Source organism: Salinivibrio sp. SS2, assembly GCF_001722075.1.
In the GTDB taxonomy this organism is placed as follows: Bacteria; Pseudomonadota; Gammaproteobacteria; order Enterobacterales; family Vibrionaceae; genus Salinivibrio; species Salinivibrio proteolyticus.
This window is the reverse complement of the sequence record NZ_MEBP01000069.1, coordinates 1-18,840: the sequence shown is the minus strand read 5'-3', so window position 1 is coordinate 18,840 and position 18,840 is coordinate 1. Positions and strand designations below refer to the sequence as shown.

General features: G+C 50.2%; 16 protein-coding genes, 4 tRNA genes and 1 pseudogene. 8 read left to right on the top strand and 13 right to left on the bottom strand.

Going from position 1 to position 18,840, the window contains the following annotated elements; genetic code table 11:
• The first annotated feature begins 1 nt into the window (after position 1).
• Positions 2 to 1,063, top strand: coding sequence for a PLP-dependent cysteine synthase family protein (locus BGK46_RS07105; protein WP_069588008.1), 1,062 nt, complete (start codon positions 2 to 4; stop codon positions 1,061 to 1,063).
• 43 nt (positions 1,064 to 1,106) lie between these two features.
• Here BGK46_RS07105 and BGK46_RS07100 read toward each other — a convergent pair whose 3' ends face one another.
• The 3 genes from BGK46_RS07100 to dbpA all read right to left on the bottom strand — a co-directional run bounded on the left by BGK46_RS07100 (position 1,107) and on the right by dbpA (position 3,554).
• Positions 1,107 to 1,604, bottom strand: a complete 498-nt coding sequence (locus tag BGK46_RS07100; protein ID WP_069588006.1) for a DUF1003 domain-containing protein — start codon at positions 1,602 to 1,604, stop codon at positions 1,107 to 1,109.
• A gap of 111 nt (positions 1,605 to 1,715) precedes the next feature.
• Positions 1,716 to 2,132, bottom strand: coding sequence for a nuclear transport factor 2 family protein (locus BGK46_RS07095; RefSeq protein ID WP_069588005.1), 417 nt, complete (start codon positions 2,130 to 2,132; stop codon positions 1,716 to 1,718).
• A 39-nt stretch (positions 2,133 to 2,171) separates the two neighbouring features.
• A complete protein-coding gene (gene dbpA, locus BGK46_RS07090; protein WP_069588041.1) occupies positions 2,172 to 3,554 on the bottom strand; it encodes an ATP-dependent RNA helicase DbpA in 1,383 nt (460 codons plus the stop codon).
• 245 nt (positions 3,555 to 3,799) lie between these two features.
• Between dbpA and BGK46_RS07085 the strand changes: the two genes are divergently transcribed.
• Positions 3,800 to 4,231, top strand: a complete 432-nt coding sequence (locus BGK46_RS07085; RefSeq protein WP_254659668.1) for an acyl-CoA thioesterase — start codon at positions 3,800 to 3,802, stop codon at positions 4,229 to 4,231.
• Between the two features lie 40 nt (positions 4,232 to 4,271).
• Here BGK46_RS07085 and BGK46_RS17605 read toward each other — a convergent pair.
• A pseudogene (locus BGK46_RS17605) lies at positions 4,272 to 4,418 on the bottom strand (type II toxin-antitoxin system Phd/YefM family antitoxin); the annotation flags it as partial.
• A 208-nt stretch (positions 4,419 to 4,626) separates the two neighbouring features.
• Between BGK46_RS17605 and queC the strand changes: the two are divergent.
• Positions 4,627 to 5,322 (top strand): 7-cyano-7-deazaguanine synthase QueC, encoded by a 696-nt coding sequence (queC, locus tag BGK46_RS07080; RefSeq protein WP_069588004.1) that lies wholly within the window; start codon positions 4,627 to 4,629, stop codon positions 5,320 to 5,322.
• A gap of 85 nt (positions 5,323 to 5,407) precedes the next feature.
• On the opposite strand, the gene BGK46_RS07075 is transcribed toward queC, so the two are convergent.
• Together BGK46_RS07075 and BGK46_RS07070 are read right to left on the bottom strand one after the other, a co-directional pair.
• A complete protein-coding gene (locus BGK46_RS07075) occupies positions 5,408 to 8,557 on the bottom strand; it encodes a multidrug efflux RND transporter permease subunit (RefSeq protein ID WP_069588003.1) in 3,150 nt (1,049 codons plus the stop codon).
• Positions 8,557 to 9,678 (bottom strand): efflux RND transporter periplasmic adaptor subunit, encoded by a 1,122-nt coding sequence (locus BGK46_RS07070; RefSeq protein ID WP_069588002.1) that lies wholly within the window; start codon positions 9,676 to 9,678, stop codon positions 8,557 to 8,559. Before BGK46_RS07070 ends, BGK46_RS07075 begins: the two co-directional genes overlap by 1 nt.
• Positions 9,679 to 10,034: 356 nt before the next feature.
• Here BGK46_RS07070 and BGK46_RS07065 point away from each other — a divergent pair.
• The 4 genes from BGK46_RS07065 (at position 10,035) to BGK46_RS07050 (ending at position 10,439) form a co-directional block, all read left to right on the top strand.
• Positions 10,035 to 10,119, top strand: a tRNA-Tyr gene (locus tag BGK46_RS07065).
• Between the two features lie 22 nt (positions 10,120 to 10,141).
• Positions 10,142 to 10,226 (top strand) — tRNA-Tyr (locus tag BGK46_RS07060).
• A gap of 22 nt (positions 10,227 to 10,248) precedes the next feature.
• Positions 10,249 to 10,333 (top strand) — tRNA-Tyr (locus tag BGK46_RS07055).
• Positions 10,334 to 10,354: 21 nt separating this feature from the next.
• Positions 10,355 to 10,439, top strand: a tRNA-Tyr gene (locus tag BGK46_RS07050).
• Positions 10,440 to 10,496: 57 nt separating this feature from the next.
• Here BGK46_RS07050 and BGK46_RS07045 read toward each other — a convergent pair.
• Positions 10,497 to 11,471: a glutathione S-transferase family protein gene (locus BGK46_RS07045; protein ID WP_069588000.1), complete on the bottom strand. Its 975-nt coding sequence runs from the start codon at positions 11,469 to 11,471 to the stop codon at positions 10,497 to 10,499.
• Positions 11,472 to 11,713: 242 nt separating this feature from the next.
• Here BGK46_RS07045 and BGK46_RS07040 point away from each other — a divergent pair, with 242 nt between their 5' ends.
• Positions 11,714 to 13,642, top strand: a complete 1,929-nt coding sequence (locus BGK46_RS07040) for a methyl-accepting chemotaxis protein (RefSeq protein WP_084781313.1) — start codon at positions 11,714 to 11,716, stop codon at positions 13,640 to 13,642.
• A 47-nt stretch (positions 13,643 to 13,689) separates the two neighbouring features.
• Here BGK46_RS07040 and arsJ read toward each other — a convergent pair whose 3' ends face one another.
• The 6 genes from arsJ to BGK46_RS07010 all read right to left on the bottom strand — a co-directional run bounded on the left by arsJ (position 13,690) and on the right by BGK46_RS07010 (position 18,587).
• Entirely contained in the window at positions 13,690 to 14,919 is a 1,230-nt protein-coding gene (gene arsJ, locus BGK46_RS07035) for an organoarsenical effux MFS transporter ArsJ (protein WP_069588039.1), read from the bottom strand.
• A 73-nt stretch (positions 14,920 to 14,992) separates the two neighbouring features.
• Entirely contained in the window at positions 14,993 to 16,000 is a 1,008-nt protein-coding gene (locus BGK46_RS07030) for an ArsJ-associated glyceraldehyde-3-phosphate dehydrogenase (protein ID WP_069587997.1), read from the bottom strand.
• Positions 16,001 to 16,011: 11 nt separating this feature from the next.
• Complete coding sequence (locus tag BGK46_RS07025) at positions 16,012 to 16,353, bottom strand: metalloregulator ArsR/SmtB family transcription factor (protein WP_021024015.1); 342 nt, start codon at positions 16,351 to 16,353, stop codon at positions 16,012 to 16,014.
• Between the two features lie 106 nt (positions 16,354 to 16,459).
• Positions 16,460 to 17,521, bottom strand: a complete 1,062-nt coding sequence (arsB, locus tag BGK46_RS07020; RefSeq protein WP_069587995.1) for an ACR3 family arsenite efflux transporter — start codon at positions 17,519 to 17,521, stop codon at positions 16,460 to 16,462.
• A 15-nt stretch (positions 17,522 to 17,536) separates the two neighbouring features.
• Positions 17,537 to 18,250, bottom strand: a complete 714-nt coding sequence (arsH, locus tag BGK46_RS07015) for an arsenical resistance protein ArsH (protein WP_069587994.1) — start codon at positions 18,248 to 18,250, stop codon at positions 17,537 to 17,539.
• A gap of 1 nt (position 18,251) precedes the next feature.
• Positions 18,252 to 18,587 carry a metalloregulator ArsR/SmtB family transcription factor gene (locus tag BGK46_RS07010; protein ID WP_069588038.1) on the bottom strand — a complete coding sequence of 112 codons (336 nt, stop codon included), beginning with the start codon at positions 18,585 to 18,587 and terminating at the stop codon, positions 18,252 to 18,254.
• Positions 18,588 to 18,840 lie beyond the last annotated feature (253 nt).

The following is an 18,840-nucleotide window of genomic DNA, read 5'->3' as shown; positions in this document are numbered from 1 at the left end:
GATGACAACCTCACATCCTTGCCATACTTGGGTCGGTAACGCGATTCGCCTGATTGAAGCCGACTTTAAACGCTCTGCAGATACTCATTTAATTAAACTCGATCTCCCTAGCTTTACGGACATTGATATCTATTTAAAAGACGAGAGCACCCACCCGACCGGTAGCTTGAAGCACCGCTTGGCGCGTTCTTTATTTTTGTACGGCTTGTGTAATGGTTGGATTGATGAGCACACCACCATCATTGAAAGCTCATCAGGCAGTACTGCCATTTCTGAAGCGTATTTTGCCCGTCTGCTTGGCTTACGTTTTATTGCCGTGGTGCCCAAAAACACCGCGTGTAAGAAGATTGAGCAAATCCGTTTTTATGGCGGTGAAGCGCACTTTGTCGAGCGGTCAGATCAGATCTATGCCGAGTCTCGCCGCCTTGCTAAAGAGCTCAATGGCCATTACATGGACCAATTTACCTATGCCGAGCGAGCGACCGACTGGCGTAGCAATAACAACATTGCCAACCGCATTTTTGATCAAATGCAGTACGAGCGCTTCCCTATCCCTCGCTGGATTGTGATGAGTCCTGGCACCGGTGGCACCTCAGCAACCATTGGCCGCTACATTCGTTATCGTTGCCAACCGACTCAGCTGATGGTGGCCGATGCTGAGCACTCGGTGTTTCACGATTATTACCTCACCGGCGACAGTGCACTGACCACCGATAAAAGCAGCCGCATTGAAGGGATTGGACGACCACGTGTCGAGCCCAGCTTTATTCCCGGCGTGATTGATAGAATGACCACAGTGCCGGATACCCACAGTATCGCCACCATTCATTGGCTAGAAAGCCAGCTTGGCCGCAAAGCCGGCGCGTCCACCGGTACCAACCTGTACGGCGTTTTGATGCTGGCCAATGAAATGCGCGCCAACGGCGAGAAAGGCTCTATTGTCACCTTGCTGTGTGACAGCGGCGAGCGCTACCTAGACACCTATTACAACCCTGATTGGGTACGCGAGCACATTGGGGATCTCGACCAAGCGACCCATGATTTGCAGACCTTGTTGGGGTAACACGCCATCGTCTCTAACTGGGTTTCACGAAAAGGCGAGTGAATTATTCTGGCTCGCCTCGACGGACATCGGCCTGCAGGGCATCAAACTTGTCGTGCAGGCGCATTAGTTCAAGCTCGAGTTTTAGATTGATTTCGTAGGTGGCTTTTTGCTCCATCCTATCTTTTGCCGCTTGGCGGTTTTGCGACATCATGATGATCGGCGCTTGGAAAGCCGCCAGACTGGATAACCCAAGGTTCAGCAAAATAAAGGGATAGGGATCGAATGACGCGTCTCCCACTAACCAAACCGTATTCACGACAATCCAGCCAATGATGAATGCGAAGAAAAGCCCGATAAATGACCAAGAGCCACCAAATGAGGCAATTTTGTCCGCCACCATTTGCCCAGTGGTCAGACTTTCGTGGAAGGACTTGTTGACGTTCTCAGACACTGCCGTGTTATTGGCAATGCTTTCAATGACTTTCTGTTCTCCCGAACTAAGGCTACCAAATGGCTGGCCGAGCAAAGCTTTGGCTAAGTTCTCAAAATATTTTTTCATCTATGACTCCATGCCAACACGCACAATACCAATGGGGTATGATGCAGCGCTTATCATTAAGCGATTGAAATAGAGTAGATTAACGTAGGGACTCCGCAAGTGATGCCCTTCTTATCGCGATTGCGATCCGTGCTTAGAAAGATTCAGACCATTGCCAACACGCCTCCCCCAATTGGATCGCCATTCAGGTGCTGGCATGTCGTCAGGCCAAAACTCTTGTTGATACGCGATACGACCAGCCTTCAGTGTATGAAAAGTGATGACTCGATCGTTCACGACACCATCAGTCACTCCAACATCTGTCACCACCCTATCGCCTTCAGCGACGCAAGAGTAAACAGAGAATTGCCATAGACCATTTGCAGGATAGGCCGTGTTTAGTGCGACAAAGTCATCGCGCCCAACGATCAATTCTCCTGACTGAGGCCAGAAGCATTGATAGTCATCACTGAAATACTCACTCGCTTTTGAGAAGTCATTTCGTTGCATGGCTTCCCAAAACGCGAGAACAACATCCTTGTTCGTCATGCTTATTCCTTGGTTATGTCTTTGATGCGTTCTTACAAACTAAATCCGGCGGGCGCGGATAGTGCGTCCTTTAACTTTTCCATCATTGAGCTTACGCAACGCGGCTTTAACGCAGGATTGGGACACAGCAATAAACGCCACATTGTCGAGTACATTGATTTTACCCACCTGCTTACCGTCAATGCCCGCTTGGCCCGTCAGCGCGCCCAAAATATCACCCGCGCGTACTTTTTGTTTTTTACCTGAGTCAATCATCAAGGTTGCCATCTCAGGCTGATAGGGCACGGTGCCGAGCAAATCTTGCGACGGCAGGGCTTCAGGGAGAAAATCGCGGTCATACTGATCGCCAATCATCGCCAGCTTATAGTGCTCGGCATCGTTATATAGCGAACACGCCACCCCTTTTTTGCCAGCGCGACCGGTACGGCCGACGCGGTGTACATGAGTTTGCGGATCGTGGGCGAGTTGATAGTTGATCACCATATCCATGTCATCAATGTCTAAGCCGCGCGCAGCCACATCAGTGGCCACCAGCACAGACGCACTTTTGTTGGCAAATTTTACCAAGGTGCGCTCACGGCCACGCTGTTCAATATCGCCATGCAAGGCAACGGCGCTAAAACCATCATCTTCTAGGTTATCGCAAACTTGTTGGGTTTGAGCTTTGGTTGTACAAAACACCACACAACTTTGCGGCTGAAAGTGTAATAACAGTAGCTTTAACGCTTGATAACGCTGCTTGTTGTCATCAACTTTATAAACGTGTTGCGAGATTGTACTTTGCGTTTGCACCTCATCCACTTTAACGGAGACAGGGTGGCTCAACACTCGCTGGGCAATCGCATTGATCGAGCGCGGGAAGGTAGCGCTGAATAACAAGGTTTGGCGATGAGCAGGAACACGCGCAATGATAGCATCCAAGGTATCTTGGAAGCCCATATCCAGCATCTGGTCGGCTTCATCCAACACCAACGTCTCAACGTCATCGAGACGCAAGGTGCCCTTACGTAAATGGTCATCCACGCGCCCCGGAGTGCCGACAATAATGTGTGCACCATGCTCCAATGAGCCAATTTGTGGGCCAATCGATACACCACCACACAGCGTCAGCACTTTGACATTATGGCGACCACGCGCCAACTTACGCATCTCAACCGCCACTTGCTCGGCCAGCTCACGGGTTGGACACAGCACCAAAGATTGCACGCGAAAGCGTTTTACGTTCAGTTTGGCTAACACACCTAAGCTAAATGCCGCCGTTTTCCCCGAGCCAGTTTTAGCTTGGGCGATAATGTCTTTGCCACTGAGCACAGACGGTAAGCTCTGCGCCTGAATGGGCGTCATCTGCGTATAACCCAAGGTTGCCAAGTTATCGATTAAATCAGCAGGTAACGCGAGCGAGGAAAAAGCGATATCAGTCAAAGTCGTATCCACAGCAAAAGTAAATCATGCCGCGCCCAAGCACGGCCAAAAAAGGGGGCGTATCATACCAGAGTCTGATTGCTGCCACATTAACCAATTAGCGCCACACTCTTGATAACCACTTTGTCGCCTCATGTATTTTGTTGCGTAATTGTTAGACCAAGCTCCGTATTTACCTTTGCGCGGCTTGTCTTGTCATTGTGCTTGGTGTGCAATCAAGACACACAATTAAGGAGGATTGTCTTGTGGCAAATATCCCAGTAGAAAACTACCCGCTCTCTCATACGCAGGCGATTGTCTGGAACGACATGGATGCCCTGCAACACATCAATAACACCGTGTACTTTCGCTATTTTGAAGATGTACGTGTGGTGATGCTTGAAAAGCTGGAAGTATTCGAGCTAGCCAAACGGCTGCATGTAGGCCCCGTGGTCGCCTCAACCCGCTGCGATTATCGCGCCCCTTTGGTGTATCCAGATACCATCACCACCGTCGCTTGGGTCGAGGATATTCAAGAAAAGCGCTATGCGATGAAGTATGAAATCTACAGTCACAATCAAGAACGCTGTGTGGCCGAGGGCGAGGCCTTGATTGTCTATTGCGATTTTAAAACCGGTAAAAGCTGCCCTATCCCAGCCGAGACGCTCGAAGGGTTAAAAGCCTTTGTGACGAAATAGTAAGCATAGAGACAAGCACTGCGCGTTGCCTGACGCGCAGTCAGCCGTTGAGCCATTGGGACATTTGTTCCTTGGCATCATGATGACTAAAAAGCTTCTCTTCGGTAATGGCGCGCTCGCCACGCGCGATCCCTTCTAAGAGAGCAAGACGGCTCTGCATTAATTCGTAATCATCCACATTTAATAAGGTAGTTACTCGTTCTACTTTCATCGCTCGATCGATCGTGACATCTAAATACCATTACTGTAGCACTTGATACTCACAGGAACAGGGGGTTTGTTTGTGATAACGCAACACTCAGATCATCGCGTCTGGCTTGCTGTCGATACCGCACAGGGGTACCATCCGTGCTCTGTGTAACACTGGGTAAGTAGCACCGCCAAAGGACAAACCGATGAAAAAAGCCGTTGTGGTATTTAGCGGAGGACAGGATTCAACTACCTGTTTGATTCAAGCGCAGGCAGAGTACGACGAAGTGCATTGCCTCACTTTCGACTATAACCAGCGCCACAAGCAAGAAATTGATGTTGCCCGTGAGATTGCTGCAAACCGCAAAGTCAGTGCGCACAAGGTACTGGATGTTGGTTTGCTCAATGAATTGGCGATTAGCTCGCTCACACGCGACAATATTCCTGTTTCCAATGCACTGAACGAAAACGGCCTGCCCAATTCCTTTGTGCCGGGTCGTAATATCTTGTTTTTGACTTTGGCAGGCATTTACGCCTATCAAATTGGCGCTGAGGCGGTGATCACCGGTGTCTGCGAAACCGACTTTTCTGGCTACCCAGATTGTCGTAACGATTTTATTCAATCAATGCAGCAGGCTCTTGAGCGCGGCATGGACAGAAAACTCGCCTTAGTCACACCATTGATGTGGCTGAATAAAGCTGAAACGTGGGCACTGGCCGACCAGTATCACGCCCTCGATTTTGTACGCGACCACACCCTAACCTGTTATAACGGCATTAAAGGCACTGGCTGTGGCGAGTGTCCAGCCTGTCACTTGCGTCAGCGTGGCTTAGATGACTATCTGGCCAATCAAGCGGACGTACAAGCCGCACTGCGACGCAAACAAGCCGAAAACGCCTAATAGCGGGCACTCTCAGGCAGCGACAAGAAATAAAAAACCGCCTCACTATGAAAAGGCGGTTTTTGTATCGAGAATACAACAGCGGTTATTTATGCGGCTCATCATGCGGGTGGGTATCAAACTCACCATGACTGGCCCGATGCACAGTTTCCACCGCGAGCGCTTTATCCAACTGCTGCGCCACATACTCCGGCGAGTGAGTATGAATAGAGAGCAGACGATACATCGCCGGGATCACCAGCAAGGTGACAAAAGTCGCAAAGGCCATGCCGGTGAAGATCACCGTCCCAACCGCGATACGACTTTCAGCCCCCGCGCCAGTGGAGAGGATCAGTGGGATCATCCCTGCCAAGGTGGTAAACGCCGTCATCAAAATCGGTCGCAAGCGACGGACTGACGCATCGATAATCGCTTTTTCAAATGCAATGCCGCGGTCACGCAATTGGTTGGCAAACTCCACGATCAAGATACCGTTTTTGGTCACCATCCCAATCAGCATGATCAAACCAATTTGGCTGTAGATATTGATCCCTTGGTTAGTCAACCACAGGCCTAAAAAGCCGCCTAGCATTCCCATGGGCACCGTCAACATCACCACCAAGGGGTTGATAAAGCTTTCAAATTGCGCCGCTAACACCAAGTACGAAACCAAGAGCGCTAAACCGAACACCACCAGCACACTGGTTTGGTTTTCACGAAAATCTTTCGACTCCCCTGAATAGCCCACCGAGATATCGGCCGGTAGATTCTCAGCCGCGACCCTATCCAGATAATCCAGTGCTTGGCCCAGCGTCACTCCCTCGCCTAAATGCGCCGATAAGGTGATCGATTTTTGCTTGTTGGTATGGTTTAAACGCTGCGCGGACGCTGTTTCCTCCACCGTGGTTACCGCATCGAGCGAAACCAACTTACCGCTACGACTGCGCATATAAATACGACTGAGATCGCCTTTACTGCTAAAGGCCTTTTCATCGCCGCGCACATATACATCGTACTCTTCACCGCGATCCACATAACTGGTCTGGGCACGGCCGCCAAGCATCACCTCTAACGTATCGGACACATCCCGCACCGAAATGCCGAGTTCAGAGGCGCGACGACGATCCACTTTAACCACTAGCTCAGGGGTAGTTTGGTTGTAGTCATAATCTGGGCTATCAATCATGCCCGCCTCACGACCCATTTCGCCCAGTTTTTCCGCCCAGCGGTGAAGCTCAGGATAGTCTGGGCCACTCAATACAAACTGCACGGGCTCTGAACTCCCCCCACCAAAGCCAGGCGCAAACGGGAACACTTGCACGTCTGGCACACCATTTAACACCTGACGGACTTCCGCCAAGATATCCTGTGCAGAGCGATCACGCTCATCCCAATCCGGCAATAGCATGATCACAAAGCCCGTTTGATCTCCCGCTCGACCGCCAAACGCCGGTGTCTGTACGCTGACCGAGCTCAAGGTCCCCGCCTCGACCAAGGGCATTAAGCGCTGCTCAATTTGCTCAATGTTGCCCACCATACGGTTGTACGCCGTGCCTTCCGCACCACGGACAAACGCCAGCAGCACCCCGCGATCTTCTTGTGGCACTAATTGCGACGGTAAGTGCTGCATCAGCACGCCACTGCCGCCAATACAGAGCAAGATAACCACAGGTGCCATCCAACGCCAACGCAGGACATGTGCCAGCACTCGGCGATAGTAACTTTCAAGCACATCAAACCCACGGGTGATCACGCGGTTCACAGGACTGGATGTTACATTTAAGCGTAGCAATTTACTGCCAAGCACCGGCGTGAGCGTTAACGCAATGAGGGACGAACAGAGCACAGTGACGGCAAGCATCACGGCAAACTCGGTGAACAGCTTACCGATCATGCCATCCATGTAGGTAATGGGGAGGAACACCATCACCAACACCGCCGTGGTGGCAATCACCGCAAAACCCACCTCCCGTGCGCCACGGTAAGCGGCCACCAAAGGTGGATCGCCTTGCTGTAAGTGGTGGAAGATATTTTCGACCACCACAATGGCATCATCCACCACCAGACCAATCGCGAGAATGAGCGCCATTAAAGTCAGCAGGTTGATGGAAAAGCCCATCGCCGAGGCAACGATAAAGGCGGATATCAAGGACACAGGCACGGTCACTGCTGGGATCAAGGTGGCGCGCGCTTGGCCAATAAAAATATACAGCACTAACACCACCAACGCCCCAGTGATAAACAGGGTGCTGTACACCTCTTCAATCGAGCGATCAATAAATACCGTGGTATCGTAATCGACCCAAAGGCGCGTGCCTTCGGGCAGGAAGGCCTGCATTTCATCGACAAGCTTATGTGCCCGTGCGGATATGTCGAGCGGGTTGGCATCGGATTGTGGGATCAGCGCCAAACTTAAATTATTGATACCATTGTTTTTGTAGGTGGCATCTTCGTTCCGTGAGCCAATTGCCACCTCCGCCACATCCGACAGATAAATCGCAGTGCCGTTCGCCGTAGTGCGCACCACCAGTTGTTTGAAGTCCTCCGCATCACGGTATAACCGATCGCTACGCACTGGCATGGTCATCACGTCATTGCGGATTTCCCCGCCCGGACTTTCTAAGTTTTCATCCCGCAATGCATCAAGAATATCTTGAGTGGTAACACCGTGCCCCGCCATTTGGGTCGGATTCAGTTTCACATACATCACTTTATACAGCGCGCCGTATAAATCGACCGAGCTCACGCCTGAGATCAAACTAAATCTGTCTTCGAGAGTACGTTGGGCATATTCCGTCAGTTGGTTGCGGTCCATTTCTGACGAGGCCAGGTTGATATAAACCGCCGCTTCGCCGGTGCCGTTGTCTTTGTACACAATCGGGTCATTGGCATCATCGGGCAGTCCTCCTTGTGCGCGTGCCACGGCATCACGCACATCACTCACCCCTTCGGTCAGCGGATGATCGAGCTTAAACTCCACCGTGATCCGTGATGAGCCATTACGACTGACCGAGGTAATCTCTTCAATGCCGCTAATGCCGGAGAGCTCATCTTCAATCAATTGCGTGACTTGGCTTTCCATAATGCTCGCCGAAGCGCCGGAATAGCCGGTGTAGATACTCACCACCGGGCTATCAATATCAGGCATCTCACGTACAGACAAGGTCGAGAAAGAGACCGCCCCAAAGACACATAACAGCAAGCTCAATACTATTGCCATCACTGGCCGTTTTACCGAGACATCAGACAACCACATTAGCTAGCCTCCGTCTCAGACGCGGTCTCAGTCACACGGCTTTTATCATCAGCTTGGTTTTTACGCGCTTCCGCATTTAATACAGAGACTTGCGCCCCATCACGCATGTTCACTAAACCTTGCACCACAATGTGCTGACCCGGCTCGAGTCCTTTACTCACCACCACTTGGTTGTCAATCCGCGCGCCGAGCGTAATTTCAGTGCGATGAGCAATGCCTTCATCATCAATCCGGAAAACATAACGTCGCGTACCGGAATATTGCAGAGCTTGCACGGGCACTATCACCGCGTATTGCTCAGGCAAAGTCAGTTTCGCCTCCATCAGCATACCGGGCTGCAATTGGCGTTCAGGATTATCTAGCGCGACGCGAACACTGACCGATAACGCGTCTTTATCCACCCGAGAGTCCACCACACTCACCGTGCCGGTAAAGGCCTCATCGGGATAGGCTTGCGACGTGACCGCCACTGGCATATTGGTGTACAGCAACCCGATATATTGTTCTGGTACTTGAATATCGAGGTTCATCTGCGAAAGATTATCGAGACTAAAGAGCGATTCGCCCACATCGACGCGCTGCCCGACACTTAAATCAAACAAACCAATGCGCCCCGAAAAAGGCGCAATTAAACGGTGATCATCTAAATCAGATTGCGCCGATTGCAAACGCGCCTTGGCGATATTGACACTCGCTTGCTGTGCATCCAACTCGGTTTGCGTTAACGCACCACGCTGCGCCAGCTTGGTATACTCTTTTAGCTTGCGCTGCTCGTCATTGAGGTAAGCCGACGCTTCCAGCACCGCGGCTTGAGCTTTGGCGCGATTAAAGGTTACCAACGGCGCCCCTTTTTGCACGGTTTCGCCCGGCTTAACGTGAACAGTTTCAATGCGCGCCGACACTTCCGATTCGATATTAATCTGTTGGTGGGCTTTGACATTCCCCACCAAAGATAACGACGGCGCAATGGGTCTGGTTTCTACTTCCGCTGTCATCACATCCACAGCGCGCGCGCTTGGAGCGGAGGTTGCCGCATCTTCGTTCGTGGGCCCCGACCCACTCCATAACCAGAACGCAACGCCAGCCAATATCACGGCGCCCAGTAGCATCCCTTTTTTCATTGCATCACACCTTATAATTTGAATAGCACCAGTGTACTGATCTGCTTTGTTTTGTCCTTAAAGAATTGTAAAGACGCTATTTTTTATACTTATTACATCCAAATATGAGATTCGATCAGAACGTATAATTCCTTTTTGATTTATCTATCAGCGATATGCAGGATTATGATCTCCCACACATCATCGAAACTGGGCATAAGACTGCGGCAATAAGCAACGGTTTCAAAAAACGCATAAAATTCGATGTTGGCGGTTAAAAACGCCGTAAAGCGTTGAAAAAAACATCAACCGCTACACGGGATCAAGAAAATCCTTTACAGCACCAATCGGTTTGATAATATTCGCCCCGTTCGCGTGGTGGGATTCCCGAGCGGTCAAAGGGATCAGACTGTAAATCTGACGGCTCAGCCTTCGAAGGTTCGAATCCTTCTCCCACCACCACTTTTACAAAGCAAGACTCCGTGGTGGAGTTCCCGAGCGGTCAAAGGGATCAGACTGTAAATCTGACGGCTCAGCCTTCGAAGGTTCGAATCCTTCCTCCACCACCACTTTTACAAAGCAACACCCCGTGGTGGGATTCCCGAGCGGTCAAAGGGATCAGACTGTAAATCTGACGGCTCAGCCTTCGAAGGTTCGAATCCTTCTCCCACCACCACTTTACAAAGTAAGACTCCGTGGTGGAGTTCCCGAGCGGTCAAAGGGATCAGACTGTAAATCTGACGGCTCAGCCTTCGAAGGTTCGAATCCTTCCTCCACCACCATCTTTAAGGGCCAGCAGATGCTGGCCCTTTTTCGTTGTTGTGTCGTTAACTACCCTATCATTTCCCACTTGTTAGTGATGCCCGCCCATGCGGCGACCATAAATCTTGCTCCGGTCCTTTCGGTACAATTCGGGTTGGATTGATATTCCCGTGGCTGTAATAGTAATGGGTTTTGATGTGCTGCATATCGACGGTCTCAGCCACCCCTGGCACTTGAAACAGCTCTTTCATGTAGCAGAACAAATTGCAGTAATCGGCAATACGTTGCTTGTTACATTTAAAGTGGCCCACGTAGACAGGATCAAAACGAATTAAGGTGGTGAACAAACGCCAATCGGCTTCTGTGATCTGATTTCCAGCAAGGTAACGGTGACGACTTAAATGATCGTCCAATACTGTCAAGGCAGTAAATAACTTATCAAAAGCGTCTTCATAGGCCGCTTGCTCAGTGGCAAAGCCGCATTTATACACGCCATTGTTCACATTGGGATAAACAAATTCATTCCACTGCTCAATCGCTGCACGTAGGTTTTCTGGGTAATAATCGTCATGATTGCCCGTAATACCATCAAATGCCGAATTGAACATCCGAATAATGTCGGCGGATTCATTACTGACAATGGTCTCGGTTTGCTTGTCCCATAAAATTGGCACAGTGACCCGTCCGGTGTAGTCAGGTTTGGCTTTGGTATACAACTGGTGCGCGTAGTCAAACCCATATAAGGGCTCTGGCTTCGAAAACGTCCAGCCATGTTCTAGCATCTCAGGCGCCACCACAGTGACAGCAATATGAGGCTCAAGTCCTTTCAAATGACGCATAATCAGGGTGCGATGCGCCCAAGGGCATGCCAAAGAGACATAGAGATGATAACGTCCTGATTCTGCTTTAAAGCCCGCGCTCCCGCTGGACCCTGCATCTCCATCAGGCGTTATCCAATGACGAAACCCAGCGTCTTCACGGATAAATCGGCCGCCGGATGCTTGGGTGTCATACCACACATCGTGCCACACACCATCGATCAGTTTTCCCATACGTCCTCCTTTTTCTCTTTGCAGTATAAAAAGCCACAACGAGAAAGTCGGCCGTTCAGCTTGTTGGAGTTATTCGAAAAAGCTGTTCAAGTCGCTGATCGTCGCAGAATGGAAGGAGTACGAGGCCACCGAAAAATCATACGCCAAGGCGCACACCATAGTGTCCCCTTAGAGTGAAAACATGTCAGTTAGTAAAATTCCACTATATTGAATAGGTCCCACCTCAACTGAATAGGCGCCCAATGAAATGGATGTATAACCTTAAAGTGCGGCTTAAGCTGATGATCGCATTTGGCATTTTGGTGTTATTAACCGCATTAGTGACGCTGAACGCTGTCACTGGCGTGGCTCAGCTCAATAATGAAGTCTCGGCAGCTGATGATCTCAATCGAATAGTAAAATACATAAAAGAAGTACGGATTACCGAAAAGAATTTTATTTTGCGCCGCGACAACAGCTACGTGGCGGAAATTAAACAACTCACCGATACCATCAATCAGCAAGCGACCACCACAACTGCCAAAGTCAGTGATCAACAAACGAAAACGCTGCTCTCGCAAATCATGGCTGAAAATAAAGCGTACCAAACGGCGATGGATCAGTATGTGGCCCAGTATGACAAGCTTGCGCAAGCGGAAACGGGGATGCGCGATCAAGCTCGGCGGGTTGAGCAAGCGCTTATAGGCATTCGTCAAATGCAAAAGGATCGCGTCAACCGTTATCTTGCCCAAGGGCGCTCGCCGGAAGTGATCATTGATACGTTAAAAATTGCCGATGAAGCGAATCGCTTAATTAAATGGATGCTCGAGTCTCGTCTCGCCGAGAAGAATTATATACTATCCAGCGATGCGCAATTCACGGAAGCCGTTAACCAAAAGCTGGCTGATATGGATAAACTGAGCGACACCCTTCCGGATGAAATAGACACGTCAGCCGTTCGACAAGGCATCGCGTCCTATCGCAACGCATTCCAAACCTACGTCAGTGCATATCAACAACGCCGAACAATTAACGACACCATGTTAACCAAAGCGAGAGCGGTAGAAGATCTTGCGGAGAAAGGCCGTGACATCGGCAAACAAAAACTCGCTACAAATAAGCAAAGCATGCTGATCACTAATATCGTGCTTGCTAGCGTCGCCATTGCAATCGGTATTGGCGTCTCTTGGCTGATGACCGCCATGATCGTGCCGCCTTTACAGCGCGCAGTGGCAGCGAGTCAGAAAATTGCCAATGGCGATTTAAGCGTCAACATTGCGACCGATAGGAAAGATGAAATTGGTGAGCTGCTCGGATCCATTTCCTCCATGTCTACCCGTCTAAAAACCATGATTGGCGATTTGTCGGACAACATTACCCGCATCGCCAATTCGTCAGAGGAATTGTCTTCGCTGACCAACGAAACCTCCCACGGCGTGAAGACACAGAAGCAGGATATTGAACAAGTGGCCGCTGCAGCAACACAAATGAGCGCCTCAGCACAAGAGGTAGCACATAAAGCCGAGGCAACTTCGGACTCCGCCCATCAGGCGAACGATCAAGCGCAACGCGGTAACGCGTTAGTGAGCACCACAGTCGCCGGTATTTCGACCTTAGCGGAAGCCATTGGACAATCCGAGTCAGTCATTAACACGGTGAAAGACGACAGTGAGAACATCGCGTCTATCTTGGATGTGATCAAAGGAATTTCGGATCAAACCAACTTACTCGCACTCAATGCCGCCATCGAAGCCGCCCGCGCGGGTGAGCAAGGTCGTGGCTTTGCAGTAGTGGCGGATGAAGTCCGTTCACTGGCTCAGAAAACCCAAGAATCGACCGTCGAGATCGAAAAAATGATCGAGACCCTTAAAGCCGGGGCCGAATCCGCCGTGAGTGAAATGGTGAAAAGTAAGCAACAAGTCGAAGAAGTGGTCGAGCAAACCGAACAAGTTCGTGAAGCGCTTGAGTCTATTTCAGCAGAAATTAGCAATATCACGGAAATGAACACCCAAATCGCACAAGCCGTCAAAGAGCAAGGGCACGCGGCGGAAGATGTCAGCCAACGCATGAATACCATTCAAGATGTGGCCGACCAAACCTCACAAGCCTCCGAGCAAACCTCGGTAGCCAGCCAAGACTTGGCATCCGTCGGTGAAGAGCTGCGTCGCCTCAGTACCGTGTTTAAATGGTAACCAAAATGCCACCCAGCCTGCTGGGTGGCACTTATCTCATTCTGCGGTTATGACGAAGGCGGCAGAGGCTGTGGTTGACGGTTCGGTAACCCCAGCGAAATGACCGTGGTTACGGTAAGAAATCCAAACGACACCCAAAGGCATGCCGCCAGTCCCCATACTTGGAAAACCCAACCGGATAACACGGTGCCAATTAAGCGTCCCATGGCGTTCGCCATATAATAAAATCCTACATCCAGCGACACACCGTCGCCTTTGGCGTAGCTAACAATCAAGTAGGAATGCAGTGACGAGTTAATCGCAAATATCGCCCCAAATACCATGAGTCCAACAATAATCACCCCTTGCGGATACCACTGTTCGCCAATCGCGTAAGCAATAATACCCGTCACCACTGCCAATAAACCTGCCCAACCTAACGCCGCTTTACCGCCCGGCGAATGGCCAGCTTGGCGCCCGGTAATTTTCGGCGCAACCCCTTGCACCACGCCGTAAGCGATCACCCATAGCGCAAGAAATCCGCCCACCGCACTGTGGCTCCAACCAAATGTGGTGCCAAGATAAATTGGCAAGGCCACCACAAACCAAACGTCTCGAGCGCCGAAAAGAAATAAACGTGCTGCCGAGAGGATATTCACGCTGCGAGACTTAGAAAAAATTTCCGAAAACTTGGGCTTATTTTTCGCTTTCCCCAACTCCGCATTGAGCGATACCACACTGCCTATAAACACCAAACTCAACACGCCAGCCATCGCCGCCACCGCATATTGAAAGCCAATCAGAGAGAGCAATGCGCCACCGACAAAAAAACCTACGCCTTTGAGCGCGTTCTTCGAGCCCGTCAAGATCGCAATCCACTTAAACAGCGCTCCCTGTGCGTTGTCAGGCACTAAGGTTTTGATCGCGCTTTTAGCGCTCATCTTATTCAGATCCTTTGCAATTCCAGACAAGGCTTGAGCCGCCATCACCCAAGGAATGGTGAGCCAACCGGCTGGCACGGCTAACATGGCAAGCGCGATAATTTGCATGCCAAGGCCAATATTCATGGTGCGATTAAGGCCTAAACGCGCACCGAGCCATCCACCGATAAGGTTAGTGACCACCCCGAAAAATTCGTAAAACAAAAACAGCGAGGCGATTTCTAACGTGCCGTAGCCCAACTCATAAAAATACAGCACCACCAGCATCCGCAGTGCACCGTCGGTGATGGTGAAATTCCAATAATTAAAGGTGACCAGCATATACTGGCGCACAGATTGGCTTAATTGAGCAAACATAGTGGTCATCGATTCACATACCAAAAAGGGCGATGCGGCACTGGGCACACATCGCTACCCGATAAAAAAGCGATTACTGATCAACGCCGCCGACGTTGCGCACTAACTCAGCGGTGCGCGTGGCATACCCCATTTCGTTGTCATACCACGCATAGATTTTGACCATACGCTTACCCACCACCATGGTGGATAAACCATCGACAATGGTGGAGCGCTGATCACCACGGTAATCTATCGAGACTAAAGGACGCGCCTCAAAGCCAAGAATACCCTTGAGCTCGCCATCCGCGGCTTCTTGCAACAGTGCATTCACCTCGTCGGCGGTGGTATCAGTTTCCACATCAAAAATCACATCCGTTAGCGACGCATTGGCAAGGGGGACACGCACTGCATGGCCGTTAATCTTGCCTTTTAGATCCGGGAAAATTTCTACGATGGCGGTCGCCGATCCTGTAGTAGTCGGGATCAAACTCATGCCGCAGGCGCGGGCACGACGTAAGTCTTTATGCGGCGCGTCTAAAATCGTTTGGGTATTGGTTAAATCATGAATGGTAGTGAAGGTCGACTGCGCAATCCCCAGCTTTTCATGGATCACTTTCACAATCGGAGCCAAGCAGTTCGTGGTACACGACGCTGCGGTAACGATCCGATGTTTGCTCGGATCAAAAATCGCGTCATTCACCCCCACTACGATATTCGCCACACGCTCATCTTTGACCGGCGCAGAGACCACCACGCGCTTTACGCCTTGGTCCAAATATTGTTGCAGCAGATCCGCGTCACGATGTTTTCCCGTTGCTTCAATCACCACATCGCAGCCTGACCAATCGACGGCATCAATCGCTTTTTCTTGGCTTGTCGTCAGTGTTTGGCCGTTAATCTGTACGCGGTTGCCTTCTACACTCACCGCGTGATGCCAGCGCCCTTGTACCGAATCAAACTCCAGCAAATGCGCCAGCGTTTCGGTATCTCCCGCCACATCGTTAATATGCACAAACTCGAGCTCTGGCCAATCAAATGCTGCCCTTAATGCCAAACGACCGATACGGCCAAACCCATTGATTCCGACTTTAATTGTCATTGCTTTCTCCTTTACACGCAGCAGGTGGGGCGTGACGCCATTTTGGCCAGCCGCGTGATATCTTCTTGATAAGTGTCTTTTAGGCAGTTGGAATCAACTAACCCCTGAATTTGTTTGCGCATCCAGCCGGGTAAGTCAGCGGCTAAGCGATAAAACACCCATTGCCCTTGGCGCGTATCAACCAACACACCACTGGCCCGCAGTTGCGCCAAATGACGTGAGATCTTCGGCTGCGAGGTGTCCAGCGCTTCGGTGAGCTCGCACACACATAACTGCCCTTCACGGGCAATAAGCAGTAAACATCGCACGCGCGTTTCATCGGCCAATAATTTAAAAAACTGATGAGGCAACATAGGCTCTCTCACTACACTCCGCTAAATGCATATATGGATATACGCATATTAATAAACCTAAGCCAGCATGCAACCCTCACAGACAGGGATTCATAAAAGCTTCATATTAAGTCGTATAGCGTCGCTTCATTCTTAGCGCGACATTCACCAAGGCAATCAACACAGGCACTTCCACCAGCGGCCCAATCACCCCTGCAAAGGCTTGATCAGAGTGAATGCCAAACACCGCAATCGCCACCGCAATGGCTAATTCAAAGTTATTGCCGGATGAAGTAAACGCAATTGACGCGTTGCGGTCATACGGGATCCCCAATTTTTTGCCCGCAAAGAAGCTAATAAAGAACATCAGCACAAAGTAGGTCACTAGCGGTACAGCGATACGCAAAACATCAAGTGGCAGCGCAATAATCGCCTCCCCTTTTAGGCTAAACATCAACACAATGGTCGCCAACAAAGCAATTAACGTCATCGGGGAAATACGTGGCAAAAAGACGTCTTCGTACCAATGTTCACCCTTTTTAGCGACCAACACGGTGCGTGATAGATAACCCGCTACAAAAGGGATACCCAAGTAAATCAGCACACTTTGTGCAATTTCGCCCATGGTGACATCCACCACAAAACTTTGTAGTCCCAGCATGGGGGGTAAAACGGTGATAAATAGCCATGCCATCACACTGTAGGTCAGGATCTGAAATAAGCTATTTAGGGCCACTAGGGCCGCGCCATACTCTTTATTGCCACCACTGATGTCGTTCCACACCAAGACCATGGCGATACAACGGGCAAGACCAATCAATATCACTCCCGCCATGTAGCCTGGCTCATCACGTAAAAACAGCACCGCCAGCGCGAACATAAGAATAGGACCCACGATCCAGTTCATGATCAGCGACAACGTGATAGCTTTTTTATCGCGCGTAACCGATCCCAATAAGCGATAATTCACTTTTGCCAGTGGCGGATACATCATTAAAATCAAGCCAACCGCAAGCGGCACGTTGGTGCTCCCGACTGATAAGCGCTCACTGAGGGTTGCGACGTCGGGAAAAAGCCACCCCACACTCACCCCAATGGCCATGGCGAGAAAAATCCACACGGTTAAGTACCGATCGAGCCACCCCATCTTTTGCGCGGCCGACGGCGCACAGGCTTCAGATTGAGTCATAGTGGTATTTCCTTTTTATATCTGACGTTGATTGACACGTGCTGATAGCTCATCGGCACTCTCAACGCGCTCAGAGTAGCGATCAACGAGATAGTCTTTGTTGTCACGAAGTAAGAGCGTAAATTTCATAAGCTCTTCCACCACATCAACAATGCGTTGATAAAAAGGCGATGGCAGCATCCGGCCTTGTTCATCAAACTCTAAATAGGCTTTGGGCACTGATGATTGGTTCGGAATGGTAAACATACGCATCCAGCGGCCGAGAACACGGAGCTGATTAACCGTATTGAATGATTGAGAGCCCCCACATACTTGCATCACTGCGAGCACTTTGCCTTGGGTTGGCCTCACGGCCCCAAGACTTAGAGGCACCCAATCGATTTGGCTTTTCATGATACTGGTCATCGAACCGTGGCGTTCAGGCGAACACCAAACCTGCCCTTCAGACCACATCATCAGCTCGCGCAATTCCGCCACTTTCTCATGTGAAGGATCTACACTATCGGCCGCGGGTAAGCCACTAGGATCATAAATGCGCGCCTCAGCCCCCATCGCGGTCAACAGACGCGCCGCTTCCTCAACCACCAGTCGGCTGTATGAACGCGCCCGCAAGGAACCATATAGCAGCAAGATACGAGGACGGTGGGTCGATGACTGCACCGCAAACTTATCAGCCGACGGAATATCAAACGCATCGGCCGTGATATTTGGGAGTTCGTTATCATTCATACTATTGTTTTTCCTCACAGCAAGTCTGACTAAAGGCCATTGGCTCAACAGGCGGCAACATGGCAGGATTGTGTTTTACCGTGGTCAGTAAAATGTCGCGCATCCAGTCAGGTAAGGCTGGGTATAATTGGTAATAGACCCACTTACCACGACGCTCTCCGACGACTAACTGATGCTTACGTAGCTCCGCCAAATGCCGTGAAATTTTAGGCTGACTCAACGCCAGCGCAGTCATTAAATCGCATACACATAACTCACCATGCTGTGAGAGCAGCAATAGAGAGGTCAGCCGAGTGGGCTCAGATAAGGCTTTGTAAAACGTTAGGGTGTCACACATTGAGGTCATCCGCGGTTTTCATATATGGTAAATAATATATATGATTTTCCATATGTCAATTGAAATACTGAGCCATGATAACCAATTGGAAACAGTAATTTCGTCGAATTTTTGACTATTTGCTCATGAAAAAGTGAATTTTTTACGCTTTTTTTACGCGGCTGTAGGCAGCCTTTTTGGTACATTACGAGGCTTCATGAATTGCATGAGCCTTAAGAATGCTACAGTTTCTTCGGGCGTTGTTTCCTAAATC

Excerpts from the sequence above, each read along its gene's own strand:
- BGK46_RS07040 (WP_084781313.1), top strand. The coding sequence starts at position 11,714 with ATGAAATGGATGTATAACCTTAAAGTGCGGCTTAAGCTGATGATCGCA.
- BGK46_RS07070 (WP_069588002.1), bottom strand. The coding sequence starts at position 9,678 with ATGAAAAAAGGGATGCTACTGGGCGCCGTGATATTGGCTGGCGTTGCG.
- BGK46_RS07105 (WP_069588008.1), top strand. The coding sequence starts at position 2 with ATGACAACCTCACATCCTTGCCATACTTGGGTCGGTAACGCGATTCGC.
- BGK46_RS07100 (WP_069588006.1), bottom strand. The coding sequence starts at position 1,604 with ATGAAAAAATATTTTGAGAACTTAGCCAAAGCTTTGCTCGGCCAGCCA.
- BGK46_RS07025 (WP_021024015.1), bottom strand. The coding sequence starts at position 16,353 with ATGTTGCCTCATCAGTTTTTTAAATTATTGGCCGATGAAACGCGCGTG.
- BGK46_RS07030 (WP_069587997.1), bottom strand. The coding sequence starts at position 16,000 with ATGACAATTAAAGTCGGAATCAATGGGTTTGGCCGTATCGGTCGTTTG.
- arsH (WP_069587994.1), bottom strand. The coding sequence starts at position 18,250 with ATGAATGATAACGAACTCCCAAATATCACGGCCGATGCGTTTGATATT.
- arsJ (WP_069588039.1), bottom strand. The coding sequence starts at position 14,919 with ATGTTTGCTCAATTAAGCCAATCTGTGCGCCAGTATATGCTGGTCACC.
- arsB (WP_069587995.1), bottom strand. The coding sequence starts at position 17,521 with ATGACTCAATCTGAAGCCTGTGCGCCGTCGGCCGCGCAAAAGATGGGG.
- queC (WP_069588004.1), top strand. The coding sequence starts at position 4,627 with ATGAAAAAAGCCGTTGTGGTATTTAGCGGAGGACAGGATTCAACTACC.
- BGK46_RS07095 (WP_069588005.1), bottom strand. The coding sequence starts at position 2,132 with ATGACGAACAAGGATGTTGTTCTCGCGTTTTGGGAAGCCATGCAACGA.
- BGK46_RS07045 (WP_069588000.1), bottom strand. The coding sequence starts at position 11,471 with ATGGGAAAACTGATCGATGGTGTGTGGCACGATGTGTGGTATGACACC.
- BGK46_RS07010 (WP_069588038.1), bottom strand. The coding sequence starts at position 18,587 with ATGTGTGACACCCTAACGTTTTACAAAGCCTTATCTGAGCCCACTCGG.
- BGK46_RS07075 (WP_069588003.1), bottom strand. The coding sequence starts at position 8,557 with ATGTGGTTGTCTGATGTCTCGGTAAAACGGCCAGTGATGGCAATAGTA.